The sequence below is a fragment of the Streptomyces sp. NPDC036984 genome (assembly GCF_055607665.1).
The window spans coordinates 421,013-447,023 of the sequence record NZ_JBVJRL010000002.1 but is presented as its reverse complement, the minus strand read 5'-3'; the positions used below and the strand labels follow the sequence as shown (position 1 = coordinate 447,023).

Here is a 26,011-nt window from a genome sequence, read left to right as displayed (position 1 = left end):
GGCGGCCGGGTCGCCCCCACACCCGCAGTGGGCGCCGGCATCTACCGCAGTCCGCGCAAGAGGACAGCTCTCGGCGCCCGGGCCCACACGGGGCCCCCGCGCTACCAGGCGGCAGAAAGGCACGGCCGTGGGATCCACGGTCACCACCACCACACCGGAGAAGACCTCACCGGCATCCTCCCGCCCGGGATACGGACAGCTGCTGCGCACCCGCGGCGCCTGGACCTTCCTGCTCCCCGGCTTCGCGGCGCGTCAGCCGTTCGCGATGCTCACGCTCTCCATCGTGCTGCTCGTCCAGCACACCACCGGCTCGTACGGCGCCGCAGGCGCCGCCGCGGCCGCCACCGGTGTCTCGATGGCGCTGTTCGCGCCGTACAGCGGCCGCCTCGCCGACCGCTACGGCCAGCGTGCCGTGCTGATCCCCGGCGTCCTGGTGCACACGCTCTCCGGCCTGTCCCTGACGGCGCTCGCGCTGGCGCACGCACCGCTGTGGGCGCTGTTCGTGGCGGCCGTCCCGACCGGCGCCTCGGTGCCGCAGGTCGGTCCGATGGTGCGGGCGCGCTGGGGTGTGAAGCTTCAGGGCTCGCCCCTGATGACCACCGCGGCGGCGTTCGAGTCGGTCACGGACGAGCTGACCTTCGTCGTCGGCCCCCTGCTGGCGACCGCCCTGTGCACCACCGTGACGCCGTCGGCGGGCCTGGTCACCGAGGCTGCGCTGACCCTCGTCGGCGGTCTGCTGTTCGCCGCGCAGAAGAGCACCCAGCCGCCGGTGACCGGTGCGAGCGGGCACGCGCGCGTGCAGCAGACCTCCGCGCTGCGCGTCCCGGGCGTGCGCGTGCTGATCGTGACCTTCCTGGGCATCGGTTCCGTCTTCGGCGGCATGCAGGTGTCGCTCGCGGCGTTCACGGAGTCGATCGGCGAGCCCGGTCTGAACGGCGTCCTGTACGGCGTCTTCGCCGCCGGGAACATGCTGTCCGGCGTCGCCTGCGGCGCCATCGCCTGGAAGGTGGCGCCCCAGAAGCGCCTGCTCGTCGGTTACACGGCGCTCGCGCTGGCCGCGTCCGCCCTCTGGACGGCGCACTCGGTGCTGCTGCTCGCCGCGCTCGGCCTGCTGGTCGGCATGTGCATCGCACCCGCGCTGATCACGGGCTACACGCTGGTGGAGAGCCTGGTCCCGGCCGGCGCCCGCACCGAGGCCTTCACCTGGCTGACCGGCGCCGTCGCGCTCGGCCAGGCCGCCGCCGTCACGGTCGCCGGACAACTGGAGGACCGGCTGTGGGACGGCGCGGGCTTCCTGGTGCCGATGGCCGGCACCGTGCTCGCCCTGGTGACCCTGGTGGCACTGCGCTCACTGCTGGTCGCACGCCAGCCGAACCGCACGGTCGCGCGTGGCGTCGGTCACCGCGTGCCGGTGACGGTGGACTGATCCCCGGGAATACGTCACTATGGATCGTCGTTAGCACTCATTGAGTGAGAGTGCCAGGAGGAAGACAGTGCCGACCTACCAGTACCAGTGCACCGAGTGCGGCGAGGGCCTCGAGGCGGTGCAGAAGTTCACCGATGACGCCCTGACCGAGTGCCCCAGCTGCCAGGGCCGCCTGAAGAAGGTGTTCTCGGCGGTCGGGATCGTCTTCAAGGGCTCCGGCTTCTACCGCAACGACTCCCGCGGCTCCACGTCGAGCAGCAGCCCGGCGTCGAAGTCGTCCGGCTCGTCGTCCGACTCGAAGTCGTCCTCGTCGACGTCCTCGACGTCCTCGTCGTCCTCGTCGGCGTCCAGCTCCACCAGCAGCCCCGCAGCCTGACATTCCTCACCCGGCCCCTGCCGTCGTGCGACGGCAGGGGCTTCGGCGTTCTCCGGCACCGGCTCCCCGGCCGTTTCACGGCCCGCTAGTGTGCTGGTCATGGCGAACGCAGAGATCGGCGTAATCGGCGGCTCGGGTTTCTACTCCTTCCTCGAGGACGTGACCGAGGTCCAGGTGGACACCCCCTACGGGGCGCCCAGCGACTCCCTCTTCCTCGGCGAGATCGCCGGCCGGCGGGTCGCCTTCCTGCCCCGGCACGGGCGCGGCCACCACCTGCCGCCGCACCGCATCAACTACCGCGCCAATCTGTGGGCCCTGCGCTCGGTCGGCGTCCGCCAGGTTCTCGGTCCCTGCGCGGTGGGCGGGCTGCGTCCCGAGTACGGCCCGGGCACCCTGCTCGTGCCGGACCAGTTCGTGGACCGTACGAAGACCAGGGCGCAGACGTACTTCGACGGGCTGCCGCTGCCCGACGGCACCGTGCCGAACGTCGTGCACGTGTCCATGGCCGACCCCTACTGCCCCACCGGGCGGGCCGCGGCGCTGAAGGCGGCCCACGGACGGGACTGGGAACCGGTGGACGGCGGCACGCTGGTCGTGGTCGAAGGGCCGCGCTTCTCGACGCGTGCGGAATCGTTGTGGCACCAGGCGCAGGGCTGGTCGGTGGTGGGCATGACCGGCCATCCCGAGGCGGCGCTCGCCCGCGAGCTGGAGCTCTGCTACACGTCTCTGACCCTGGTCACCGACCTCGACGCGGGCGCCGAGACCGGCGAGGGCGTCTCGCACGAGGAGGTGCTGCGGGTGTTCGCGGCCAACGTGGACCGGCTGCGGGGTGTGCTGTTCGACGCGGTGGCGGCACTGCCGGAGACCGGCGCGCGGGACTGCCTGTGCGTGAACGCCCTCGGCGGGATGGATCCGGGGTTCGAGCTGCCGTAGCGGGGGCGGGGAGAGCGGGGAGCGGAGAGAACAGGGAGCGAAGAGAACGGGGACAGCGGGCGGAGCCGCTCGTTCGGGGCGGGGGTGCCGCTCGGAGCTGCCGTTCGAGGCGGAGCTGCTCGTCGGGGGGTAGAGCTGCTCGCCGGGGAACGGAGCTGCTTGCCCGGGGAGCGGAGGTGCTCCTCGGGGGGCGGAGGTGCTCGTTCAGGTGAGCGAGTTGTCCACAATCCGTCGGTGATCCACCGGCCCCGGCGGGACTCGGCGCGAGGCCCCATCGTGGCATCGCACGCCGAAATTCCTCGTCGCAGGCGGTGATCCCCATGCCTTCGTCCCCGTCGTCCCTGTCGTTCCCGAGCTCCCCGACTCCGCTCTCGCTCTCTCCCCCGGGCCGCCCGCCCACTCGCTCCCCGTTCCCGCCGCCCCTCCGGCTTCCGCGCCCGCTGGGCACGGACGCCCCGCCGACCTGCGAGGTGCCCTCGTTCGATCCGGTGCGGGTGCGCGGCGGGCGGTATCGGCTGGAACGGCTCGTACGGCACCGCCGGCGGGCCATCGCGGCCGGCCTCGCGGTGACCGCGGTGGCGCTCGTGGCCGCCGGTCCCCGCACCGGCCCGGAACCGCACGGCGCGGAGCGGCCCCGCGGGCACCGGACCACGGAGCCCGTACCACGGCACGCGCCGGGGGACGCGGTGACGGCGCCGGTGGACGTGGTGACGGCGCCGGTGCGGATCGCCGACGCCGCCACGGTGCGGCTCCTGCGGCCCGGCGACCGCGTCGACGTCATCGCCGCACAGGACCCGTCGGCCGGGGGCGGTGCCCGGGTGCTCGCCCGCGGTGTACGGGTGACGAAGGTGCCGGAGCCGCTGGACGGAGCGGCCGAGAGCGGGGCGCTGGTCGTGCTGTCGGTGCCGCGGGCCTCGGCGGCACGGCTCGTCGGCGCGAGCGTCACCGCCCGCCTGGCGGTGACGCTGTGCTGAACCGAAGGGGACGTGTGCGCGGCGGCTCGCCGGCGAGCACCGCGATCGAGCCAGGGAACTGGACAGGACGGCCGCACCGTGCCGTAGGTTGCGGAGCGTTTCGTTCCACACCCTGTGCATGCGAGGAGAGTCCCCGAGGTGAGCGCGAAGAAGGAAGCGAGCGTCTGGCAGGGCTTCAAGGCCTTCCTGATGCGCGGCAACGTCATCGATCTGGCGGTCGCGGTGGTCATCGGCGCCGCCTTCACGAACATCGTCAACGCGGTGGTGAAGGGGCTCATCAACCCGCTGGTCGGAGCGATCGGCACGCAGAGTCTCGACAGCTACAGCTCCTGCCTGAAGGACCCCTGCCAGGTGACCGCGGACGGCACGATCAAGAGCGGTGTGCCGATCCTGTGGGGCTCCGTTCTGGGGGCCACGCTCACCTTCGTGATCACCGCGGCGGTGGTGTACTTCCTGATGGTGCTGCCCATGTCGAAGTACCTGGCCCGGCAGGCGGCCCGCAAGGCGGCGCGGGAAGGCACGAAGGAGGTCATGGAGGTGACCGAGCTGGAGGTGCTCAAGGAGATCCGCGACGCGCTGGTCGCGCAGCGCACGTCCGGGCACGACGAGCGCTAGCGGCGCTCCCCGCGGGCGGCTCAGAGGTGGTGGGGCGGCTTCTCGTCGAGGAAGCGCCTCAGGTCGGCGGCGCTGTCGCGGTCCGAGCGATCGCCCCACCCGCGGTCGGTGTCGTCCGAGGACTGCTGGTCCAGCGGGTCGTCGAAGACCAGCGCGGGCTTCGGGTCGCGCGACTCGGGCTCGGGGGCGGTGCTCATGCCCCAAGGGTACGGCTCTCGCCCCAGCGGCCCGTCCGGGAGCCGGGTGGCGCGTTCGGTAAACCCCGGCCGGGGCTCGTGAAGCCCCTGCCGAGCTGGGCGTTTCGCCGGAGCGACGGCCCGCCCAGCGCTTGTGAACCTGTTCACAAGATTTTGCGCCGGTTTTCTGCTGTGCTGGGAACCATGACGTCGAGTTCCGCTCCGGCGCCCGCCCCCTCGGGCGCACCGCAGCCCTCCGGCCCGCTGCGACGGCTCACCGCGCGCGGGCGCGACGAGGCGCATCGCGTCGCCTCCCCGCTGGAGCTCTTCTTCGACCTGTGCTTCGTCGTGGCGATCGCGCAGGCCGGCGTGCAACTGGTGCACTCCGTCGCCGAGGGGCACACCGGCGACGGGATCCTCAACTACGCGATGGCCTTCTTCGCCATCTGGTGGGCCTGGATGAACTTCAGCTGGTTCGCCTCGGCGTACGACAACGACGACGCGCTCTACCGGGTCGTCACCCTGGTGCAGATCGCCGGCGTCCTGGTCCTGGCCGCCGGCATCTCGCGGGCCTTCACCCACCATGACTTCCTGCTGGTCTGGCTCGGCTATGTGATCATGCGGCTGGCGATGGCCGCGCAGTGGCTGAGAGCCGCGAGATCGGCCACGGGCGCCGAGCGCACCACGGCGCTGCGGTACGCGGGCGGCGTGCTGCTGTGCCAGATCGGCTGGCTCGGCCTGGTGGTGCTGCCCGGGCCGGCCCGGCCCTGGGTGTTCCTGGTGATGGCGATCGCGGAACTGTGCGTGCCGCTGTATGCCGAGAAGGACCACGAGACGGCCTGGCATCCGCACCACATCGCCGAGCGGTACGGCCTGTTCACGATCATCGTGCTCGGCGAGACGATCGCCGCGGCCACGGTCGCCGTGAAGTCGGCCGTGGACGAGCACAGCGCGCTGACCGAGCTGCTGCCCATCGCGGCGGGCGGGCTGCTGATCGTCTTCTCCGCGTGGTGGATCTACTTCGTGGTGCCCATCCACGGTCACCTGCGCTCCAGCAGCCGGGCGTTCGTCTGGGGCTACGGCCACTACCTGGTGTTCGCCTCGGCGGCGGCCATCGGCGCGGGTCTGGAGGTGGCCGTGGAACAGGCGGTCGGCACGGCACACATCTCCACCCTGTCCGCCTCGGCGGCCGTCACCCTGCCGACGGCGCTGTACCTGCTGACCGTGTGGGCGCTGCACTCGCGTCACTTCAAGGTGGGCCTGGCCCAGCAGCTGGTGCTGCCGGTCACGGCGCTGCTGGTCATCTGCTGCACCTTCCTGGGCGACTGGGCGGTGCTCGCGGCGGGGCTCGTGTCCTCGGCCGCGGTGGCCACCGGGGTGACCCTGACACACCGCACGGCCGGCCGGCAGCGCGTAGCGGACGCCACCGCGGCGGCCGACTGAGTCCTGCCGAGCGGCGTGTCCGGCTGGGCCAGACTGGCGTCCATGACAGCTGACTCATTGACGGATGTCGCCGGGCTCCGGGTGGGGCACGCCACCCGCGCCGGCGAGGGCTGGCTCACCGGCACCACGGTCGTCCTCGCGCCCGAGGGCGGCGCCGTCGCCGCCGTGGACGTGCGCGGCGGCGGCCCCGGCACCAAGGAGACCGACGCGCTCGACCCGCGCAATGTGGTGCAGAAGGTCGACGCGGTCGTGCTGACCGGGGGCAGCGCCTACGGGCTCGATGCGGCGTCCGGGGTGATGGCCTGGCTCGAGGAGCAGAGTCGTGGCGTGCCGGTGGGGGTGGATCCGGCGCAGGTCGTGCCGGTGGTGCCCGCCGCGTGCGTCTTCGATCTGGGGCGCGGCGGCGACTTCCGCGCGCGGCCGGACGCGGCGACAGGACGCGCGGCGGTTGAGGCCGCGGCGGCGAGTGCACCGGGCGCGCCGGTGCCGGAGGGGTGTGTCGGCGCCGGCACGGGCGCCGTCGCCGGACGGCTCAAGGGCGGGGTGGGCACCGCGAGCACGGTGCTGGAGTCGGGGATCACCGTGGCGGCGCTGGTGGTCGCGAACGCGGCGGGATCGGTGATGGATCCGGAAACGGGGGTGCTGTACGGGGAGTTGTTCCAGGGGCGGGTGGAGTACCCGGAGGGGCGCGTGCACGAGGCCGCGCGGCGGCGCCTGGACGAGGCCGCCGCCGGGAACGCACCGGCACCGCTCAACACGACGCTGGCGGTGGTCGCGACGGACGCGGACCTCACCAAGGCACAGGCGCAGAAGCTGGCCGGTACCGCGCACGACGGCATCGCGCGCGCCGTGCGGCCGGTGCACCTCCTGCACGACGGGGACACGGTGTTCGCCCTGGCGACCGGCGCGCGCCCGCTGCGGGCGCACCCCTTGGCGCTCAACGACGTCCTGGAAGCCGGCGCGGATCTCGTGACCCGCGCGATCGTACGGGCCGTGCGCGCCGCCGAGTCGGTCGGCGGGCCGGGAGGGGTGTGGCCGTCGTACGGGGAGTTGTACGGGAGGGTGTAGGGGGCCGAGGGCAACCAGGGGCCGGGCGCGGGGTCTTGTGCGTGGGGATTGTCGCGGTTCTGTCACGTGATGGCGTTCACGGGAGCCGGAGGGAACCTTCCCCGGCGTCGGCGCCCTCTTTCTTCACGCACTGGAACGGATCACGCACATCACACCACCCTGGAGCAGCCCGTGACAACGCCGGACATTACAGCGCGGCGCGCACTCGGGGCCTGTGCCGCCCTGATGGTCGGCGCCCTCACCCTGACCGCCTGCGGCGGCAGCGCCAACGCGAACAACGACGACGGCAAGGGCGGCAAGGACTCCCCGAAGACGTCGACGGCGAAGATCGCGATATCGGCGAAGGACGGGTCGACCGGAGCGTCCATCAACGCCACCGGCGTGAAGGTCAGCAGCGGGAAGCTGACCGACGTGAAGATGACCGTGGCGGGGTCGGGTCAGGCCGTGCCAGGGGCGATATCGGCGGACGGCGGCAGCTGGAAGCCGAAGCAGCAGCTGGAGCGCGGGACGAAGTACGAGATAAACGCGACCGCCAAGGACTCCGAGGGGCGTACGGCGGCGGCCAACTCCATCTTCACCACCGTCACCTCATCCGACAGCTTCATCGGCACCTACACGCCGGACAACGGCGCGACGGTCGGGGTGGGCATGCCGGTGTCGTTCACCTTCGACAAGTCGATCACCGACAAGAAGGCCGTGCAGTCGCACATCACGGTCAACTCCAGCAGCGGCCAGCAGGTGGTCGGGCACTGGTTCGGGGACCGGCGGCTCGACTTCCGGCCGCAGGAGTACTGGAAGGCCGGATCCAAGGTCACGATGAACATCGCCCTGGACGGCGTCCAGGGCGCGAAGGGCGTCTACGGGGTGCAGAAGAAGACCGTCTCCTTCACCATCGGGCGGTCGCAGGTCTCCACGGTCGACGTCAACACGCAGACGATGACGGTCGTGCGGGACGGCAAGACCCTCAAGGCGGTGCCGATCTCGGCGGGCAGCGCGCAGCACACCACCTACAACGGGCAGATGGTGATCGCCGAGAAGTTCGTGCAGACTCGTATGAACGGCTCGACCGTCGGCTTCGGCGGGGAGTACGACATCCCGGACGTGCCGCACGCGATGCGGCTGACGACGTCGGGGACGTTCATCCACGGCAACTACTGGTACAACAAGGGCAACCCGCCCTTCGGCCGGGAGGGCACCAGCCACGGCTGTGTCGGGCTCGCGGACGCGCAGGGGGCGCAGGGCGCCACGTCGGCCAAGTGGTTCTACGACAACTCGCTCATCGGGGACGTCGTGATCGTGAAGAACTCCCCGGACACGACGGTCGCCCCGGACAACGGGCTCAACGGCTGGAACATGTCCTGGAGCGCCTGGACCGCGGGAAGTGCCGCCTGAGCGGCCGGTTTTGACGGTACGGCGGGCCGCGCGGGAACTTTTCGCGCGGCCCCCGTGTTTTCCCGGCGTACGTTTTCTCGGTTCCCGGACATGATGTCCGACCGAGGGGCTACGGTATGCACCCACAAGGTGACATGCAGCAACGCCGGGAGATGTCTTGAGCGTTCCGTACGAGACCGCAGCGTACGAACCAGCCGAGTCGCCCGAGTCTCCGGAGGAGCATCTCGCGCGACTCCTCGGCCGTGCCCTGAACTCCTTCGAGCTGCCCGACGAGGTGATAAGGCGGCTCGACTGCGCGCTGGCGGCCGACAGTTCGCTGCACTGCGCGTATCACAGCGCGGGGCTGCACCGTGAGACGTACCGGCACACCTGGCTGCTCGTCGACGGCTCGGCGGTCACGCTGTGGGAGCTCGTGCACAACCCCACGCCCGGCAGCGCCCCGGAGCACGAGGTGTACGCCGACGAGGAGGAGCTGCACGCCGCCACGGCACGGCTCGGGCTGCCGCCGGACACGCGGGAGTTCGAGCTGCCCGCGCTGATGCGGCTGTGGGCGGTGCCCGAGCCCCGGCACGTGTTCGCCTCCGAGGACTCGGCGGACCACGCGCGCCGGCTTCTGCGCCGTGCAGAGAACCCCGACCGGCCCGACGCGGAGACGGCCGCGCTGCTGGCGACGGCGACCGCGCACGAGATCACTCAGGCGTTCGGCCGGCCCGGGCGGGCCGGCCGGATGCGGCTGAGCTACGCGCTGTACGAGCACGCCTTCCTGCTGCCGGACGGCACCGAGGTCTCCCTGTGGGAGGTCGAGCACACGGCGACGCCCGACGGGCGGCACATGTGCGAGGTCTACATGTCGGAGAACGCCGCCCGGGACGCCATGGAGCGGCGCGCGGCACGACAGGGGTAGCAGGGGCAGCGGCGAAGGCGCGCCCAGGGGTGTACCTTCCGCCCGCACATCCGCCGTGTGCGGGCGGGGCGGGACGGGGTGACGCGGAGCGCACCTCCGGTCAGCGGCCGCCGAGCCGCCGTACCAGTCCGGCGAAGGCGTCCTGCTCCGCGGGGGTCAGTTCGACTCTCTCCAGCGCGGGTCCGGCCTGCGGCTGGGACGGAAACGCCGGGAGATGAGCAGCCGGGAGCTCTCGGAGGGACTGCGCGCGGAAGCGGCGCAGCAGGCGCAGGACGCCGATCGCCCAGGCCGCACCGGCCAGGGTGAGGACGACCGCACCGGCCCACTGGAGAGTCGAGACATGTCCAGGCATACACCCCAGTACACACCACGGTCCGGGACTTTGACCCCGGACCGTGATGTATCTCGCAGGTGCCGTGAACAACTCACAGCGAACTAAAGGGACAAGGCGCCGGCCCGCCCGAGTCGCGGCGGTCAGGCCGCTATCGGCTGCCTGGTCTCCTTCGGTGCGGTGGCCGGGTCCGTGGCGGGGGCCGTGGGCTCGGGGGTCTGCTTGCGCATGCCCTTGAGCAGGACCACCAGGGCGGTGGTGACGCAGACACCGGCCGCGATGGCCACCAGGTACAGGAACGGGTTGCCGATCAGCGGGACCACGAAGATGCCGCCGTGCGGGGCGCGCAGGGTGGCGCCGAAGCCCATCGACAGGGCGCCGGTGAGCGCGCCGCCCACCATGGAGGACGGGATGACCCGCAGCGGGTCGGCCGCCGCGAACGGGATCGCGCCCTCGGAGATGAAGGACGCGCCGAGAACCCAGGCGGCCTTGCCGTTCTCGCGCTCGGTCGGGGTGAAGAGCTTGCCGCGCACGGCGGTGGCCAGGGCCATCGCCAGCGGCGGGACCATGCCGGCCGCCATCACCGCGGCCATGATCTTCATTGCGGAGTCGCCGGGGTTGGCGACGGCGATGCCGGCGGTGGCGAAGGTGTAGGCGACCTTGTTGACCGGGCCGCCGAGGTCGAAGCACATCATCAGGCCGAGCAGGCCGCCGAGCAGGAGGGCGTTGGTGCCGGTGAGACCGTTCAGCCAGTCGGTCAGCCCCTTCTGGGCGGTGGCGATGGGCTTGCCGATCACGACGAACATCAGGAATCCGACGATCGCCGCGGAGATCAGCGGGATCACCACCACGGGCATGATGCCGCGCAAGGCCCCCGGGATGTCGACCTTCTGGATCGCCAACACCACGCCACCGGCGATCAGACCGGCCGCCAGACCGCCGAGGAAGCCGGCGTTGATGGTCACCGAGATCGCGCCGCCGACGAAGCCGGGGACGAGACCGGGCCGGTCGGCCATGCCGTAGGCGATGTAGCCGGCCAGGACCGGGACCAGGAAGCCGAAGGACACCACGCCGATCTGGAACAGCAGCGCGCCCCAACTGTCGGCCTGGGTCCACATGAAGTGGTCCATCACCGACGGCGCCTTGTTGATCTTGTAGCCCCCGATCGCGAAGCCCAGGGCGATGAGGAGACCGCCCGCGGCGACGAACGGGACCATGTAGCTGACGCCGGACATCAGCCACTTGCGGAGCTTGGTGCCGTAGCCCTCGGTGGAGTCGCCCGCGCGCTCGACCGGCGTGCCGTCCGAGGCGCGCGCCGGGGCGCTCGCCTCGCCGCGCGCCGCCTTCTCGCGGACTTCCGCGATGAGTTCGGCGGGGCGGTTGATGCCCGCCTTCACGCCCACGTCGACGGTCGGCTTGCCCGCGAAGCGGTCCTTGTCGCGTACGGCGATGTCGTGCGCGAAGATCACGCCGTCCGCCGCCGCGATCACCGCCGGGTCCAGCCGGGTGAAGCCGGCCGAGCCCTGCGTCTCGACGACCAGCTCGACGCCCGCGTCACGACCGGCGTTCTCCAGGGACTCGGCCGCCATGTAGGTGTGGGCGATGCCGGTCGGGCAGGAGGTGACGGCGACGATCCGGAAGGGGCGCTCACCGGAGTCGGGTGTGGCACCCGGCGCCGGGGCGGATCCGTCCGTGACGGTCGCGCCCGGGGCCGGGGCCGTGCTGCCCGCTGCGGCGCCGGCGGAGGCCGCCACCGGCGTCGCAGCGGTGTCGTCGGAGGCGCCCATGGCGCCCGAGTCGGTGCTCCCGGTACCCTGCGCGCCCCCGGCGCTCGGCGCACCGCCGGCGCCCGCACCGGAGCCCGCACCGCCGGCGCTCACGGAGCCATCGGCGCCCCGGGCGTCCGATGCGCCACCGGCGCCCGCGCCCGCGCCGGCACTCCCGTTTCCCGCACTCCCGACAGCCCCCCGCGCTTCCTCGCCGGACGGCGCCTCGTCGCCCCGGATCAGTGCCGCGGCCGTCTCCGCGTGGCTCACCGCCCGCAGGGCGGAGGTGAAGTCGGCGTTCATCAGCTGGCGGGCGAGAGAGGACAGGATCGTCAGGTGGGCGTCGTCGGCGCCGGCGGGGGCCGCGATCAGGAAGATCAGGTCGGCCGGACCGTCCGCCGCGCCGAAGTCGATGCCGGCGGCGCTGCGGCCGAAGGCGAGGGTCGGCTCGGTCACATGGGCGCTGCGACAGTGCGGAATGCCGATGCCGCCGTCGAGCCCGGTCGGCATCTGGGCCTCGCGGGCGGCCACGTCGGCCAGGAAGCCCTCCAGGTCGGTCACCCGGCCCTGGGCCACCATGCGCGCGGCGAGGGCACGGGCCGCCGCTTCCTTGGTGTCGGCGGACAGGTCGAGGTCGACCAGGTTCGCGGTGATCATGTCGCTCATCGCGGGCTCCTATGCACGCGTATCGCCCGGGGAGAGGGGTGGGCGGGGGTGGGGACGGGGGTGCGGTGGGGAGGGGAGCGGTGGGGGCGGGAGGCGGGGCCGGGGAAACCCCGCATCCCGGGGCGGTACGGCGGTTCAGCCGGCCGTGCCGCCGCTGGTCGCGGCGAGTAACGGGGAGCCTTGCCGCTTGGGGGCCGGTGGGATGGGTACGCCCGGGCGTGCGGGTACGGGCCGTGCGCCCAGATGTCGGGTTCCCGGGCGGGTGCCACGGAGTGCGAAAGAGTTCATGACACCGGCTCCGTCAGTTCGTGGTCGAGGGGGATGTCGTCCGTCACCGTCACCGCCGCCGGATCGAGGTCGGCGGGGGTCGGCATCAGGCTGCCGGGAAGCTGGACGGCGGCGGCGCCGTGGGCGACGGCGGAGGCCAGGGCCTCGGGGCCGGTGCCACCGGCGATGAGGAAGCCGGCGAGGGAGGCGTCGCCGGCGCCGACGTTGCTGCGGACGGCGGACACCCGCGCCCTGCCGAACCAGGCGCCGGTGTCCGACACCAGCAGCTGGCCGTCGGCGCCCAGGCTGGCGAGGACGGCGCGTGCGCCCATCGCGCGTACCTCCTCGGCCGCCTTGAGCGCGTCGCCCACGGTCGCCAGGGGGCGCGCGACGGCTTCCGCGAGTTCCTCGGCGTTCGGCTTCACCACGTCGGGTCGTGCGCGCAGCGCCTCCTGGAGCGCCCGCCCCGAGGTGTCCAGCGCGATGCGCGCGCCTCCGGCGTGCGCCCGCGTGACGACGTCGGCGTACCAGGACGGTGCGAGCCCCCGGGGCAGGCTGCCGCAGCACGCGATCCAGTCGGCCTCACGCGACTGTTCGCGGACCGTCTCCAGAAGCAGTTCCTGTTCCTCCGCGGACAGGTCCGGCCCCGGCGCGTTGATCTTGGTGAGCACCCCGTCGGACTCCGCGAGCGCGATGTTGGACCGGGTGGCGCCGGCCACCGGGACCGGCGCGACCTCGATGCCCTGCGCGTCGAGCAGTTCGGCGACGAGCGCCCCCGGCGCACCACCGAGGGGCAGGACCGCGACCGTGCGCCGGCCGGCGGCCGCCACGGCGCGCGAGACGTTCACGCCCTTGCCGCCGGGGTCCATGCGCTCGCCGGTGGCGCGGATGACCTCGCCGCGCTCCAGGGCGGGGACCTCGTAGGTGCGGTCGAGGGACGGGTTGGGGGTGACGGTGAGGATCATGCGCGCACCACTTCCGTGCCGCCGCGCTCGATGGCGGCGGCGTCTTCGGGGCTCAGCCCGCTGTCGGTGATCAGCAGGTCCACATCGCCCAGGTCGCCGAAGCGGGCGAAGTGCTCCTGGCCGTGCTTGGCGGAGTCGGCGAGGAGGATCACGCGGCGGGCGGCGGCGACGGCCGCGCGCTTGACCGCGGCCTCGGCGAGGTCGGGGGTGGTCAGCCCGTGCTCGGCGGAGAAGCCGTTGGCGGCGACGAACAGGACGTCGGCCCGGATCTCGCCGTACGCGCGGAGCGCCCAGGCGTCCACGGCGGCGCGCGTGCGGTGCCGTACGCGGCCGCCGACCAGGTGGAGCTGGATGCCCGGATGGTCGGCGAGACGGGCGGCTATGGGCAGGCTGTGCGTGACGACGGTGAGGGAGGTCTCCAGCGGGATCGCCGCCGCCACCCGCGCCACGGTCGTACCGGCGTCGAGGATCATCGTGCCCTCGGCCGGCAGCTCGGCGAGGGCGGCCTTGGCGATGCGGTCCTTCTCGTCGGCGGCGGTCGACTCGCGCTCGGCGAGGTCGGGTTCGAAATCGAGGCGGCCGACCGGGATGGCACCGCCGTGCACCCGCCGGACCAGGCCGGCGCGGTCGAGGGCCTTCAGATCACGGCGGATCGTCTCCGCGGTGACCTGGAACTCCTCGGCCAGCGACAGCACGTCCACCCGGCCGCCGTCACGCGCGAGCCGGAGGATCTCCTGCTGCCGCTCCGGTGCGTACATTCCGTTCGCCTCCGCCTCGATGTCCGACCGTTTCCGATGCCATGCCCGAACGTGTGGTTTCACAACGAGAGTACGTCCGGTTTTCCGGAAAGTAAACAGGTTCGGGCCGAGATCGGGCATGAACGGACTTCCGCCGCTGCCAGGACAACGGCCGCGCCCCGCTGCCGCCCGGACAACGGACCGGATGCCGCTGCCGCTGCCGCCAGGACATCGGCCGGCCCCCGCTGCCGTCCGGACAGCGACGAGGGCCCGGTACCAGGTCGGTACCGGGCCCTCGTCGTGCCTGGTCAGAGCGCCAGCTCGGGTTCCTTCCCCACCACCGTGGGCTCCGCTCCGGCCGCTCCCTCCACATGCTGCGCCGGCCGCTTCGGCAGCGCGGTCATCAGTAGGAGGATCACGCCCATGATCCCGGCGACCCACCACAGCGCGTGCTGAAAGGCGTGCACGAAGGCCGGGCCGACCTGCGCCGGGGTCAGCCGGTCACCGATCTCCCCGTAGAACACGACCGACACGAGGCCCAGTCCGAGCGCGTTGCCCATCTGCTGCACGGTGTTGATCAGTCCCGACGCGGAACCGGCGTGCTCGCGCGGCACCTCCGAGAGCACCGCGTCGGTCAGCGGGGCGACGATCAGCCCCATGCCGACGCCCATCACGACCAGCGGCAGGGCCATCTGCCAGGAGGCGATTCCGAGGCCGTAGCGGTGGGCCGCCCACAGGTAGAGCAGCACGCCGACGCCCATCACCAGCGCGCCCGCCTGGAGCACCTTCCGGCCGAACCGCGGGACCAGCTGCTGCACCGACAGTCCGGCCGCCGTGGACACCGCGATCGAGAACGGCACCCCGGTCAGCCCCGCCCGCAGCGGGCTCCAGCCCAGGCCGATCTGCATGTACAGCGTCCAGACCAGGAAGAAGATGCCGAGCGCGATGCCGAAGACGGTCTGTACGGCGATACCGGCGGCGAAACTCTTCACGCGGAACAGCGACAGCTCGACCAGCGGGGAGCCGTCCCGGGCCGCCTTGCGCCGCTCGTACGCCACCAGCGCCGCGAAGACGACGAGGGCGCCGCCCATCGAGACGTACCCCCACAGCGGCCAGCCCAGCTCGCGTCCGCGGGTGAGCGGGTAGAGCAGCATCAGCAGGCCGAGCGAGACCAGGGTGACGCCGACGAGGTCCAGCTTCAGCGCCTTGGGGGCCTTGGACTCGGTGATGAAGCGGTTGCCGAGCAGCCAGGCCGCGATCCCGACCGGCAGGTTGATGAGGAAGATCGGGCGCCATCCGAGGCCGAACAGGTTCCACTCCGTCAGCAGCGCGCCCAGCAGCGGGCCGGAGACCGCGCCGAGACCGACGATCGCGCCGAACAGGCCGAACACCTTGCCGCGTTCGTTCGCCGGGAAGGTGGCGTGCACGATCGACAGCACCTGCGGCACCATCAGCGCGGCCATGCCGCCCTGGAGGATGCGGGAGGCGACCAGCATCTCCGGGTTCACGGCGAAGCCGCACAGCGCGGAGGCGAGGGTGAAGCCGCCGATGCCGATGAGGAACAGCCGCTTACGGCCGTGGATGTCGCCGAGCCGGCCACCGGTGATCAGGCCGGCGGCGAAGGCGAGGGCGTAGCCGGCGGTTATCCACTGGATCTGGCTGACCGAGGCGTGCTCGCTCCGCTCGATGGACGGGATGGCGATGTTGACGATGGTCACGTCCACCAGGTCCATGAAGGCGGCGGCCATGACGATGGCCAGGGCCAGCCAGCGGGTCCGGTCGGCCGCCGGATCGGGGTTGCTGTCGTTCGGGGTCATGGAAGGACCGTAGAGCCCGATTAGGTCAGATCGTGTCCTATTGGTGCGGCATTCTCGTACGCATGACGACGGACACACCGGCTCGGCTGCTTCAGCTGCTCTCCCTGCTCCAGACCCCGCGCGAGTGGCCCGGCGGTGAGCTGGCCGGACGGCTCGGGGTCTCCCGGCGCACAGTGCGGCGGGACATCGACCGGCTGCGCGAGCTGGGCTATCCCGTGCAGGCCACGAAGGGTGCCGACGGCGGCTACCGGCTGGTGGCGGGCAAGGCGATGCCGCCGCTGGTCCTGGACGACGAGGAGGCGGTGGCGATCGCGGTCGGGCTGCGCGCCGGGGCCGGGCACGCGGTCGAAGGGGTGGAGGAGGCCTCCGTACGGGCCCTCGCGAAGCTGGAGCAGGTACTGCCGGCCCGGCTGCGCCACCGCGTCTCCGCTCTCCAGGCCGCGACGACCCCTCTGACCAGCGGGGACGGGCCGAGCATCGCGCCGGAGACGCTGACCGTGATGGCGTCGACGGTGGCCGGGCAGGAGCGGCTGCGGTTCGCCTACCGGGACAAGGAGGGCGGCGAGTCCCGGCGGCTGACCGAGCCGCACCGGCTGGTGTCCACCGGGCGACGCTGGTACCTGGTCGCGTACGACCTCGACCGGGCGGACTGGCGCACCTTCCGGGTGGACCGGGTGAGCGAGCCGTTCGCGACCGGAGTGCGGTTCACCCCGCGGGAGTTGCCGACGGGCAGCGCGGCGGAGTATCTGCGCCGGTCGATCCAACGGCGTCAGGAGACCTACGCGTTCGCGGTGCGCTTCACCGCGCCGGCAGCATCGGTGGCCGCGCGCATCCCGGCGTGGCTCGCGACGCCCGAGGACGACGGCGAGGGCGGCTGTGTGCTGCGCGGGACCACCGGGGATCCCATGGAGTGGCTGGCGGCGCGGCTGGCGATGGTGGGGTACGACTTCGCGGTGCACGAGCCGGATGAGCTGGCAGCGTGCGTACGGGAGTTGGGGGCGCGCTTGAGCCGGGCGGGCGACAGCGCCTGAGCGGTCGGTCGAGGCCGACGGAGCGCGGGAAGCCGTATGCCGGTCGGCGTCCTGAAGGGTGCGCCTGCGGACGGCCGGTTAGCGCCTTTCCCCCCAGTCGAAGCCGCGCAATGCCTCCAGGTTGCGCAGGGCCAGGGCCGCCGGCCCCTCCGCACCGGCGGGCGGGGAGGCCGTGGACGCCCAGGACTCCACGGCCACGCGGACGGCGGCACCGGCCACGGCGGCGGCGAAGCGGAGCCGAGGGGTGATCGGCGCCGCGACCGTGCCGTCGGCCGTCGGCTCGGGGCCGGCCAGTCGCCCCGCCAGGATCTCCCCGAGCGCCCCCTCCGACGCCTGGCACACCTCCGCCCAGACCTTGCGCAGGGCCGGGCTGCTGTCGGCCAGGCGGATGAGGGTGCGCAGCCATTCCCAGGACGCGGCCGAGACGCCCATGCCGGGCGTGAGGGTGTGCTGGACGGCGTGCTCCAGGGCCTGCGGGAGGGACAGCTCGGCCGGGGCCGTGCGGACCGCCTCGGTCCAGCGTTGGGCACCGGCCGCGTAGAGGGGGGCCACCGCCTCCTCCTTGGTGGCGAAGTAGCGGTAGAAGGTGCGGGGGGCGATGCCCGCGGCCTGGGCGATGTCCTCGGCGCGTGTCGCCCGCAGGCCCTGCTGGACGAAGAGGGCCGCCGCCGCCCGGGCGATCTCCATCCGGGTCTCGGCCTTGCGGCGCTCGGTGAGGGAGACCGGCGCGGAGGCGGAAAACGGCTGGTGGGCGGGGCCGGGGGTGGTGCTCATCCCGGCAGGCTATGCCCGTATGGCAGAATCTGCCATCCGGCGGTCCACCCCGGGGTTCAGGTACGGGGTGGGCCGCCGCTCCAGCATGTTCCGCCACTGGCGCCCACCGCCGGGCCCGACGTGCACGGCTCCGGAAACGCGCAAGAACCGGCCCGGCGTGCATGCCGCGGGAAACGCACAAGAAGAGGCCGGGCTCCGGCGCCCGGGGGGGGTAGGCGCCGAAGCCCGGCTCGGAAGGTCCCGGCGCCGGGGGGGGATTGCGTCGGGACGTGGCTCGCGTGGGGTCGGCCCGCGTGGGCCGGGGTGCGGTGGGGGTGGGGAGTGCGGTCCGGAGTGCGGTTCGCGGGGCCCTTTCCCGGGCCCGCAAGGGTTTTTCCCGCGGGCCTCGGGGTTGAAGCGACGGGACCACGCCATCTTTGCGCCGTCTTTCGCCACCGGGCGTGCGCGCCGCGCGGGGGGCGCCGTAGACCCGGCACGCCGTGGCACCGCGAGCGCGGCACCCACCGCAGCGCACACCCTCACTTCACCCTGCCGTAGCAGGGCCGCCCTTCCGGCCGTACACCCGGCACCCGGCGCCGCCGCAGGAGCGGGCGGCCGCCTGCCGTACGGCCGCTACGGCACTCCGCCGTGCCCGTTACGCCGCCGCGTCGAAGCCGGTGTCGCGGGCCAGCTTCTTCAGTTCGAGCAGGGCGTGCTTCTCGATCTGGCGGATGCGCTCGCGGGTCAGACCGTGCTCCTTGCCCACCTCGGTCAGGGTGCGCTCGCGGCCGTCGTCGATGCCGTAGCGCATCTTGATGATGGAGGCCGTGCGCTGGTCCAGGCGGCCGATCAGGTCGTCCAGTTCCTCGCTGCGCAGCAGGGTGAGCACGGACTGCTCGGGGGAGACCGCCGAGGTGTCCTCCAGCAGGTCGCCGAACTGCGTCTCGCCCTCGTCGTCCACCGACATGTTCAGCGAGACCGGGTCGCGGGCCCAGTCGAGGACGTCGATGACGCGCTCCGGCGTGGAGCCCAGCTCCGCGGCGATCTCCGCGGGCTCCGGGTCCCGGCCGTTCTCGCGGTTGAACTCGCGCTGGACGCGGCGGATACGGCCCAGCTCCTCCACCAGGTGGACGGGGAGCCGGATCGTGCGGGACTGGTCGGCGATGGAGCGGGTGATGGCCTGCCGGATCCACCAGGTGGCGTACGTCGAGAACTTGAAGCCCTTGCGGTAGTCGAACTTCTCGACGGCGCGCACCAGGCCGGCGTTGCCCTCCTGGATCAGGTCGAGCAGCGGCAGGCCGCTGCGCGGGTAGCGCCGGGCGACCGCGACGACCAGGCGGAGATTGGAGCGGATGAAGACGTCCTTGGCCCGCTCCCCCTCGGCGACCAGCGCTTCGAGTTCCTCACGGGTGGCGTCCGCGTGAGTCTCCTCGTAGCCGTCGAGGACCTGCCTCGCGAACACACCCGCCTCGATGGTCTGGGACAGCTCGACCTCCTTTGCGGCGTCGAGCAGCGGCGTACGCGCGATCTCGTCGAGGTACATGCCGACCAGGTCGCGGTCTGCGATCTCGCCGCCATGAGCGCGAACACTGCTTGCCGAGTCGGCCGTCTCGCCGGTGGCGGACTGACGACGGGCGACGGCACGGGTTGCCATGCGTGCTCCCTTGCGATGGTGGGCTGGCGGGTGGTCCTGGCGAACGCTCGGCACTGAGGGGACCTGTCACTGGGACTCTCTCCGAGTGCCCTGCATCCGTGGGGAACAACGACTGGAATCCGGACAGAATTCCCACCCACCCCCCGAATTTTCTGATCATGCAGTACCCTGTTCCGCCACGCGGGGAGGCGAGATGCTGCCGGAACGTAATGAGGTGCAGGTCAGGCCGGGAATCGAGGGGGACCTCGAAGCCCTCACCGCGATCTACAACCACTATGTACGTGAGACGGCCATCACATTCGATACCGCGATCTTCTCTCCGGAAGAGCGCCGCCCTTGGCTGCTCTCCCACCCGGAAGACGGCCCGCACCGGCTGATGGTTGCCACGGACGCGGAGTCACAGGAGATTCTCGGGTACGCCACATCCAGCCCTTACCGGCCGAAGCCCGCGTACGTGACGTCCGTGGAGACCTCGGTGTACGTCGCCCCGGACGCCGGCCGGCGCGGGATCGGCACACTGCTCTACGGCGCCCTGTTCGACGCCTTGACCGAGGAGGACGTACACCGCGCCTACGCGGGCATCGCCCAGCCCAACGAGGCGTCCGAGCGGCTGCACGCGCGCTTCGGCTTCCGTCACGTCGGCACGTACCGCGAAGTGGGCCGCAAGTTCGGCCGCTACTGGGACGTGGCCTGGTACGAGAAGCGGCTCTAGCTCAGCCGAACTGCACCGACCGCTTCGCCATCCCCATCCAGAACCCGTCGATCACCGACTTCTGCGCATCCAGCTCACCGCCGGCCTCCGCCGCGCCCATGGTGACGAAGAGCGGGGCGAAGTGTTCGGTGCGCGGGTGGGCGTAGCGGCCGGCCGGGGCCTTGTCCAGGAAGTCGAGGAGGGCGTCCCAGTCGCGGGCCTCCAGGGCCCGCCGGCCCCAGTCGTCGAACTCGGACGACCAGCTCGGCACCCCCCGGCCGGCGTACCGCAGTGCGGCGAGGTTGTGGGTGAAGAAACCGGAGCCGACGATCAGCACGCCCTCGTCGCGCAAGGGGGCGAGCTTGCGGCCGACGTCCATCAGGCGGACCGGGTCCAGGGTGGGCAGGGAGATCTGGAGGACGGGGATGTCGGCGGCCGGGTACATCTCGACCAGGGGGACGTAGGCGCCGTGATCGAGGCCCCGGACGGGGATGTCCTGGACCGGGATGCCGGGGGCGCGCAGCAGCTTGCGCACGGAGTCGGCGAGCGCCGGGGCGCCGGGGGCGGCGTACCGGACCCGGTAGTAGTGCTCCGGGAAGCCCCAGAAGTCGTACACGAGAGGCACGGTCTCGACCGCGCCGAGGGCGAGCGGAGCCTCCTCCCAGTGGGCGGAGACCATGAGGACCGCCCGGGGGCGGGGCAGCTGGGCGGACCAGGCGGCGAGCTGACCGGGCCAGACCGGGTCGTCGGCGAGCGGCGGGGCGCCGTGGCTGAGATACAGGGCGGGCATGCGCTCCTGGGAGGTGGCGGACATCGCGGCGGCTCCGGTTGATCGAGCAGATCCTTTAACTCTCAAGCTCTATCCGACACCCTACGCCATAGCGCCACATTTGTTCAAGTTTCAAGAAGGTGCCTCGTACAGTGGACACATGAACACGGCACCGGATTCCGCCGCACGGCACCGCTGGCTCACCGACGAGGAACAGCGCATCTGGCGCGCCTATCTGCACGCCACCACCCTGCTGGAGGACCACCTCGACCGGCAGCTTCAGCGCGACGCGGGCATGCCGCACATCTACTACGGCCTCCTGGTCGGCCTCGCCGAGGCGCCGCGCCGCCGGCTGCGGATGACCGAGCTGGCGATGCAGGCGAAGATCACCCGCTCCCGGCTCTCGCACGCGATCGCCCGGCTGGAGAAGAACGGCTGGGTGCGCCGGGAGGACTGCCCCTCCGACAAGCGCGGCCAGTTCGCCGTGCTCACCGATGAGGGCCACGAGGTGCTGCGGCGCACCGCGCCCGGTCATGTGACCGCCGTGCGGCAGGCGCTGTTCGAGCGGCTGAGTCCGGAACAGCAGAAGGCCCTCGGCGAGATCATGGAGATCGTCACCGAGGGCCTCCAGCCCAACGAAGCGGGTGCGGACCTGCCTTGGCTCCGCTAACGGCTCACGGTCAGTGGGCCACCACCGGCACCGGCACCTCGTCCTCGATGCCCTCACCGGAGATCACCGCGGTGGAATCGGGACGGCCGGCGTTGACGAAGGTGAAGGCGATCAGGGCGGCGGCCGTCAGAATGCCGACGGCGAACCAGATCGCGATGCTGTAGCCGTGCACCATGCCCTGGAGCTTCACCAGCTCCTGCTGCGGCTTGGCAGCGGCGGAGGCGATGTGGTCCTTGACGTACGAGGTGGTCGCCGAGGCGGCGATGGTGTTCAGCAGGGCGGTGCCGATCGCGCCACCCACCTGCTGGGAGGTGTTGACCATGGCGGAGGCGACACCGGCGTCCCGGGGCTCGACGCCCTGAGTGGCCAGCGACATCGCCGGCATGAACGCCGTACCCATGCCGAGGCCGAGCAGCACCATCGCGGGCAGCAGCAGGGCGAGGTACGAGGAGTCGATCTCCAGCTGGGTCAGCAGCAGCATGCCGACGGCTGCGGCCAGGAAGCCGGGGCCCATCAGCAGGCGGGCCGGGACGCGGTTCATCAGCCGGGTGCCGATCTGGGTGGAGCCGGTGATCATGCCGGCCACCATCGGCAGGAACGCGAAGCCGGTCTTGACCGGCGAGTAGCCCTTGACGATCTGCAGGTAGTAGGTCAGGAAGAGGAACAGGCCGAACATGCCGATGATCGCGAGACCCAGCGAGAGGTAGATGCCGCCGCGGTTGCGGTCGGTCACCACGCGCAGCGGCAGCAGCGGGGCCTTGACATTCGCCTCCACGACCACGAACGCGACCAGCAGCACCACGGACGCGACGAACATCGACACGGTCACCGTGTCGCCCCAGCCGTCGGACTCGGCGCGGGTGAAGCCGTACACGAGGGCGACGAGGCCGAGGGTGGACAGCAGGACGCCCGGGATGTCGAGCGGGTTGCGGTTGCGGCCGCCCTCCGGCTCGCGGATGACGAAGTAGGCGCCGGCCGCGGCGACCACGGCGAACGGGACGTTCACGAAGAAGGTCCAGCGCCAGTCCAGGTACTCGGTGAGGAAACCGCCGAGGATCAGGCCGACGGCACCGCCGCCGCCCGCGATCGCGCCGTAGATGCCGAACGCCTTGGCACGCTCCTTGGCGTCGGTGAACATCACCGCGAGCAGGGACAGGGCGGCCGGGGCGAGCAGCGCGCCGAACACGCCCTGGAGGGCGCGGGCGCCGAACATCATCGCGCCGGTGGTGGCGGCACCGCCGAGCGCGGAAGCGGCGGCGAAGCCGGCCAGACCGAGCACGAAGGTGCGCTTGCGGCCCCACAGGTCGGCGATCCGGCCGCCGAAGAGGAGCAGACCGCCGAAGGCGAGGGCGTAGGCCGTGATCACCCACTGCTTGTTGCCGTCGGATATGCCCAGGTCCTGCTGGGCGGCGGGCAGGGCGATGTTCACGATGGTGGCGTCGAGGACGACCATCAGCTGGGCGAGCGCGATGAAGACGAGCGCCTTCCAGCGGTTGGCGTCACCGCTCGGGGCGGCGGCGCCGGGAGCCTTGAGGGCTGTTTCGGACATGGGGATACCCACTTCGGGACTTCGTGACGGAAAAATGGCGAGAAAGCGGTGTTAAGGCGTTAAGGCGGTGCCAAGCGAGAAAGCGGTACTGCTGAGCGCGAAGCGGCGACCGGGAGGGCTGCCGTGCTGGCGGTGGACTTGCCGGTGACGGTCTGGCTGGTGGTGGTCTGGCTGGTGGTGGACTGAGGTCGGGGGCCGAACTAATCGGTGGGCCGAACGGATCGGTGGGCCGAACTGCTACGGCTCGGCGGAGCCTGGGTACCGGCGGGGGCGGAGAGCCGGCGGGGCCGGCTACTCGGTCAGGAGTCGCGCAGTTCCTCCATGCTCATGGCCTGGCCGGGCAGGACGGAGCGGGCCGGGGCCCGCAGGCCGTCGAGGAACAGCTGAAGGTGGCGGTGGACGAAACGGTCGCCGTGCAGGCAGTCCGTGCCGGCCGGGGGCCGGCTCAACTGGGCCACGACGATGAGCAGATCACCGACGCCGATGTCCGGCCGGAGCTGCCCGGCCGCCTTGGCCCGGCCCATGACCTCCTCCACCAGCTGCTCGACGCGCTCGCGGGAGGCCACCAGGTCGGGGTGGTTCTTGTCGAAGGTGCTGGACACCATGGGGCACAGCGCGCTGATCCGCTCGTCGGCAGCGGTGTGCGCGAAGCGCTCCAGGGCGGCGAAGGCGTCCCCGGTCTCCGCGAGAGCCAGCTCGGCCGCCTCGGCCGTGCGGTCCATGACGGAGCAGACGACCTCACGGACGAGGGCGTCGCGGTCGGGGAAGTTGCGGTACACCGTGGCGTTGCCGACGCCGGCCCGGCGGGCGATCTCGTCCAGCGGCACGTCCGGGCCGTGCTCGACGAACATCTCCCGGGCGGCGGTGACGATCCGCTCCCGGTTGCGCACGGCGTCGGCGCGTGGCCGGGGCACCTTGCGCGCTGCGGGGGCGGTCGTGGTCGGCACGGCGTACTCCTTGAGATGAGGGAGGGCGATCCGGGGACCCAGTCCCCGTTTCGCTCGGACACAGGGCTAAACGGGGAAAGCATCCCCGGTTATTTCCCGCCCTCCGAAAGAACCGCTGTGACCTGAGACACAATCAGCACCCGCCGGAATTCACCCCTGCGCTGACCCGCTTTCCCACGATCGGTCTCCCCAGCGCGCGCCCGCCGCCCCGCCGACACAGGGTGAGCGCAAGGGTGCAGCCGGAGACGGCGGCTGCCGTGGCGCGAAAGGTCCCTGCATGCAGCCGCAGCCGCAGCCCCGCCGCCGCATACGCCCGCGCCGGGTGGCCGCTCTCGCCGTGGTGACCGCACTGACCCTCGCGGTCAGCACCTCGGCCGGGACCGGACATCTGACGGCGCCCACCACCGCCGGGCCCATCAACCTGGCCCGCTCCTCCGCACTCGTACCCTGCATGATCCGTGGCGGCCTGGACGTGCAGATGACCGAGGGCCTGCCCACCCCGCCCGGCTACTCCCGCTCCACGGGCACGGTCCGGGCCCTGACCCTGATGGTCGACTTCCCCGACGCGCCCGGCAAGGGCGACGCGATGGACCGCTTCCACGAGTTCTTCCCGCAGACCCAGGAGTGGTTCCGCACCGCGTCGTACGGCCGTCTCGACTACCGCCCCGAGACCCCCGTCCCCCACTGGCTGCGCATGCCGAAACCCTTCCGGGCCTACGGCATAGAGCGCGGTGCCCCCTTCGATCCCGGCTACCGGCACCTGGTGCAGGACATCGTGGCCGCCGCCGACCCGACGGTGGACTTCCGCGACTACGACCTGCTGAACGTGCTCATCACCCCGAACGCCGGCCCCTCCGCCCTGGACACCGTGCTGTCCGTGACCTTCGCCGGCAACGACGACGCCCCGGTCGCCGACGGCATCCGCATCGCCAACGCGTCCTTCGTCTACTCCCGCCAGGACGACGGCTCCGGGTCGTACTCCCGCACCGGCTACCGGGTGCTGCCGCACGAGAACGGCCACACCTTCGGTCTGCCCGACCTCTACACGCAGGAGGGCGGGGGTGCGGTCGGGCACTGGGACATCATGAGCGAGGACTGGGGCGCCAACAACGACCTGCTCGGCTGGCACAAGTGGAAGCTGGGCTGGCTGGACGGCGGCCAGGTCGGCTGCGCGGCGGCACCGGGCAGCGTCGAGTACACCCTGTCGCCGCTGTACAAGGAGGGCGGCGGGAAGCTGATCCTGGTGCCGGTCGCCGCGCGCACCGCCTACGCGCTGGAGGTGCGCGCGCAGGGCGGCAACGACGAGGCGGTGTGCCGGCCGGGCCTGCTCATCTACAAGATCGACGCCATGGTGGACACCGGCCGCGGCCCGGTCACCGTCTACGACAGTCACCGCGGCAGCGGCGGCTGCACCCGCACCCCCAACGTCCACGCGGAACTCTCCGACGCCCCCTTCTCCCCCGGCGAGACCTTCAAGGACCCCGGGCACGGCATCAGCGTGCGGGTGATGAGCACGGACGAGGACGGGAATTACCGGATACGGATTACGCGGAAGTGAGGTGCGGGGGTGGGGGCCGGGGTGGGGTGCCGGCGTGGGGAAGGCCCCCGCGCACCGAGCCCCATCTGCGGGCCCTGGCGGACCGGTTGGACGAGCCGGCGGCGCCGGCGGTGCTGATGCCGGGTGCATATCCGGAGAGCCGGTACACGGCCCGGGCGGGCGCGCGGCGGGTGCTGGCCGCGGGCATCGCCGTGGGCGCACGGCTGCCCGCGGAGGCGACGTCCTGCCGGCCCTGCGCGAAACGGCCGATCGCATCCAGGCGGACCTGCACACCGCCTCCCGCTTCACCCGGGTGCCACCGTCCTGACCAGGACCCACCCCCGCCGGAATCCTGATCCGGTACCCTGTGGACCGAGCGCTCCGGTCCTCACCACCGGATCACTCAGGGCTCGACCGAGCCCCGCCTTCGTAGCTCAGGGGATAGAGCACCGCTCTCCTAAAGCGGGTGTCGCAGGTTCGAATCCTGCCGGGGGCACCAGGCAAAAGGCCACCTAGGAACGTTCCTAGGTGGCCTTTGACGGCAGCAATTGACG

24 protein-coding genes and 1 tRNA gene are annotated in these 26,011 nt (G+C 72.0%); 14 read left to right on the top strand and 11 right to left on the bottom strand.

Annotated features, from left to right (window positions below):
• Positions 1-127: 127 nt before the first annotated feature.
• From ACZ7DL_RS06050 to mscL, 5 genes are all read left to right on the top strand, one after another.
• The gene (locus ACZ7DL_RS06050; protein ID WP_470771738.1) at positions 128-1,426 is read left to right on the top strand and encodes an MFS transporter; all 1,299 of its coding nucleotides are present in this window, start codon (positions 128-130) and stop codon (positions 1,424-1,426) included.
• 67 nt (positions 1,427-1,493) lie between these two features.
• Positions 1,494-1,802: an FmdB family zinc ribbon protein gene (locus ACZ7DL_RS06045; protein WP_470771737.1), complete on the top strand. Its 309-nt coding sequence runs from the start codon at positions 1,494-1,496 to the stop codon at positions 1,800-1,802.
• 99 nt (positions 1,803-1,901) lie between these two features.
• Complete coding sequence (locus tag ACZ7DL_RS06040) at positions 1,902-2,735, top strand: S-methyl-5'-thioadenosine phosphorylase (RefSeq protein ID WP_470771736.1); 834 nt, start codon at positions 1,902-1,904, stop codon at positions 2,733-2,735.
• 320 nt (positions 2,736-3,055) lie between these two features.
• The gene (locus ACZ7DL_RS06035) at positions 3,056-3,709 is read left to right on the top strand and encodes a hypothetical protein (RefSeq protein ID WP_470771735.1); all 654 of its coding nucleotides are present in this window, start codon (positions 3,056-3,058) and stop codon (positions 3,707-3,709) included.
• 138 nt (positions 3,710-3,847) lie between these two features.
• A complete protein-coding gene (gene mscL, locus ACZ7DL_RS06030; protein WP_470771734.1) occupies positions 3,848-4,324 on the top strand; it encodes a large conductance mechanosensitive channel protein MscL in 477 nt (158 codons plus the stop codon).
• 20 nt (positions 4,325-4,344) lie between these two features.
• On the opposite strand, the gene ACZ7DL_RS06025 is transcribed toward mscL, so the two are convergent.
• The gene (locus ACZ7DL_RS06025; protein ID WP_470771732.1) at positions 4,345-4,521 is read right to left on the bottom strand and encodes a hypothetical protein; all 177 of its coding nucleotides are present in this window, start codon (positions 4,519-4,521) and stop codon (positions 4,345-4,347) included.
• A 183-nt stretch (positions 4,522-4,704) separates the two neighbouring features.
• Between ACZ7DL_RS06025 and ACZ7DL_RS06020 the strand changes: the two genes are divergently transcribed.
• From ACZ7DL_RS06020 to ACZ7DL_RS06005, 4 genes are all read left to right on the top strand, one after another.
• Positions 4,705-5,943: a low temperature requirement protein A gene (locus tag ACZ7DL_RS06020; protein WP_470771730.1), complete on the top strand. Its 1,239-nt coding sequence runs from the start codon at positions 4,705-4,707 to the stop codon at positions 5,941-5,943.
• Between the two features lie 42 nt (positions 5,944-5,985).
• Positions 5,986-7,011, top strand: coding sequence for a P1 family peptidase (locus ACZ7DL_RS06015; protein ID WP_470771729.1), 1,026 nt, complete (start codon positions 5,986-5,988; stop codon positions 7,009-7,011).
• 171 nt (positions 7,012-7,182) lie between these two features.
• Positions 7,183-8,403, top strand: coding sequence for a L,D-transpeptidase (locus ACZ7DL_RS06010; protein ID WP_470771728.1), 1,221 nt, complete (start codon positions 7,183-7,185; stop codon positions 8,401-8,403).
• Between the two features lie 157 nt (positions 8,404-8,560).
• Entirely contained in the window at positions 8,561-9,307 is a 747-nt protein-coding gene (locus tag ACZ7DL_RS06005; protein WP_470771726.1) for a DUF6227 family protein, read from the top strand.
• Positions 9,308-9,407: 100 nt separating this feature from the next.
• On the opposite strand, the gene ACZ7DL_RS06000 is transcribed toward ACZ7DL_RS06005, so the two are convergent.
• The 5 genes from ACZ7DL_RS06000 to ACZ7DL_RS05980 all read right to left on the bottom strand — a co-directional run bounded on the left by ACZ7DL_RS06000 (position 9,408) and on the right by ACZ7DL_RS05980 (position 15,856).
• Entirely contained in the window at positions 9,408-9,659 is a 252-nt protein-coding gene (locus ACZ7DL_RS06000; RefSeq protein WP_470771725.1) for a hypothetical protein, read from the bottom strand.
• A 122-nt stretch (positions 9,660-9,781) separates the two neighbouring features.
• The gene (locus ACZ7DL_RS05995; RefSeq protein WP_470771724.1) at positions 9,782-12,070 is read right to left on the bottom strand and encodes a PTS fructose transporter subunit IIABC; all 2,289 of its coding nucleotides are present in this window, start codon (positions 12,068-12,070) and stop codon (positions 9,782-9,784) included.
• Positions 12,071-12,354: 284 nt separating this feature from the next.
• Positions 12,355-13,302, bottom strand: a complete 948-nt coding sequence (gene pfkB / locus ACZ7DL_RS05990; RefSeq protein ID WP_470771722.1) for a 1-phosphofructokinase — start codon at positions 13,300-13,302, stop codon at positions 12,355-12,357.
• Positions 13,299-14,060, bottom strand: a complete 762-nt coding sequence (locus ACZ7DL_RS05985; RefSeq protein ID WP_470771721.1) for a DeoR/GlpR family DNA-binding transcription regulator — start codon at positions 14,058-14,060, stop codon at positions 13,299-13,301. Before ACZ7DL_RS05985 ends, pfkB begins: the two co-directional genes overlap by 4 nt.
• A 287-nt stretch (positions 14,061-14,347) precedes the next feature.
• On the bottom strand, positions 14,348-15,856 hold the full coding sequence (locus ACZ7DL_RS05980; protein WP_470771720.1) for an MFS transporter: 1,509 nt from the start codon (positions 15,854-15,856) through the stop codon (positions 14,348-14,350).
• Between the two features lie 62 nt (positions 15,857-15,918).
• Between ACZ7DL_RS05980 and ACZ7DL_RS05975 the strand changes: the two genes are divergently transcribed.
• Positions 15,919-16,887 carry a helix-turn-helix transcriptional regulator gene (locus tag ACZ7DL_RS05975; protein WP_470771718.1) on the top strand — a complete coding sequence of 323 codons (969 nt, stop codon included), beginning with the start codon at positions 15,919-15,921 and terminating at the stop codon, positions 16,885-16,887.
• Positions 16,888-16,965: 78 nt separating this feature from the next.
• On the opposite strand, the gene ACZ7DL_RS05970 is transcribed toward ACZ7DL_RS05975, so the two are convergent.
• Positions 16,966-17,661, bottom strand: a complete 696-nt coding sequence (locus ACZ7DL_RS05970; RefSeq protein WP_470771716.1) for a TetR/AcrR family transcriptional regulator — start codon at positions 17,659-17,661, stop codon at positions 16,966-16,968.
• Positions 17,662-18,295: 634 nt separating this feature from the next.
• On the bottom strand, positions 18,296-19,294 hold the full coding sequence (locus tag ACZ7DL_RS05965) for a sigma-70 family RNA polymerase sigma factor (RefSeq protein ID WP_470771715.1): 999 nt from the start codon (positions 19,292-19,294) through the stop codon (positions 18,296-18,298).
• Between the two features lie 196 nt (positions 19,295-19,490).
• Between ACZ7DL_RS05965 and ACZ7DL_RS05960 the strand changes: the two genes are divergently transcribed.
• Positions 19,491-20,006 (top strand): GNAT family N-acetyltransferase, encoded by a 516-nt coding sequence (locus ACZ7DL_RS05960; protein ID WP_470771989.1) that lies wholly within the window; start codon positions 19,491-19,493, stop codon positions 20,004-20,006.
• 1 nt (position 20,007) lies between these two features.
• On the opposite strand, the gene ACZ7DL_RS05955 is transcribed toward ACZ7DL_RS05960, so the two are convergent.
• Positions 20,008-20,799 carry a dioxygenase family protein gene (locus tag ACZ7DL_RS05955; protein WP_470771714.1) on the bottom strand — a complete coding sequence of 264 codons (792 nt, stop codon included), beginning with the start codon at positions 20,797-20,799 and terminating at the stop codon, positions 20,008-20,010.
• A gap of 115 nt (positions 20,800-20,914) precedes the next feature.
• On the opposite strand from ACZ7DL_RS05955, the gene ACZ7DL_RS05950 reads away from it, so the two are divergent.
• Positions 20,915-21,424, top strand: coding sequence for a MarR family winged helix-turn-helix transcriptional regulator (locus ACZ7DL_RS05950; RefSeq protein WP_470771712.1), 510 nt, complete (start codon positions 20,915-20,917; stop codon positions 21,422-21,424).
• A 10-nt stretch (positions 21,425-21,434) separates the two neighbouring features.
• Here ACZ7DL_RS05950 and ACZ7DL_RS05945 read toward each other — a convergent pair whose 3' ends face one another.
• Together ACZ7DL_RS05945 and ACZ7DL_RS05940 are read right to left on the bottom strand one after the other, a co-directional pair.
• The gene (locus ACZ7DL_RS05945) at positions 21,435-22,973 is read right to left on the bottom strand and encodes an MFS transporter (RefSeq protein WP_470771710.1); all 1,539 of its coding nucleotides are present in this window, start codon (positions 22,971-22,973) and stop codon (positions 21,435-21,437) included.
• A gap of 299 nt (positions 22,974-23,272) precedes the next feature.
• On the bottom strand, positions 23,273-23,920 hold the full coding sequence (locus ACZ7DL_RS05940) for a TetR/AcrR family transcriptional regulator (protein WP_470771709.1): 648 nt from the start codon (positions 23,918-23,920) through the stop codon (positions 23,273-23,275).
• A gap of 277 nt (positions 23,921-24,197) precedes the next feature.
• Between ACZ7DL_RS05940 and ACZ7DL_RS05935 the strand changes: the two genes are divergently transcribed.
• Both ACZ7DL_RS05935 and ACZ7DL_RS05930 read left to right on the top strand, forming a co-directional pair.
• A complete protein-coding gene (locus ACZ7DL_RS05935; RefSeq protein WP_470771707.1) occupies positions 24,198-25,478 on the top strand; it encodes a M6 family metalloprotease domain-containing protein in 1,281 nt (426 codons plus the stop codon).
• A gap of 402 nt (positions 25,479-25,880) precedes the next feature.
• Positions 25,881-25,956, top strand: a tRNA-Arg gene (locus ACZ7DL_RS05930).
• Positions 25,957-26,011 lie beyond the last annotated feature (55 nt).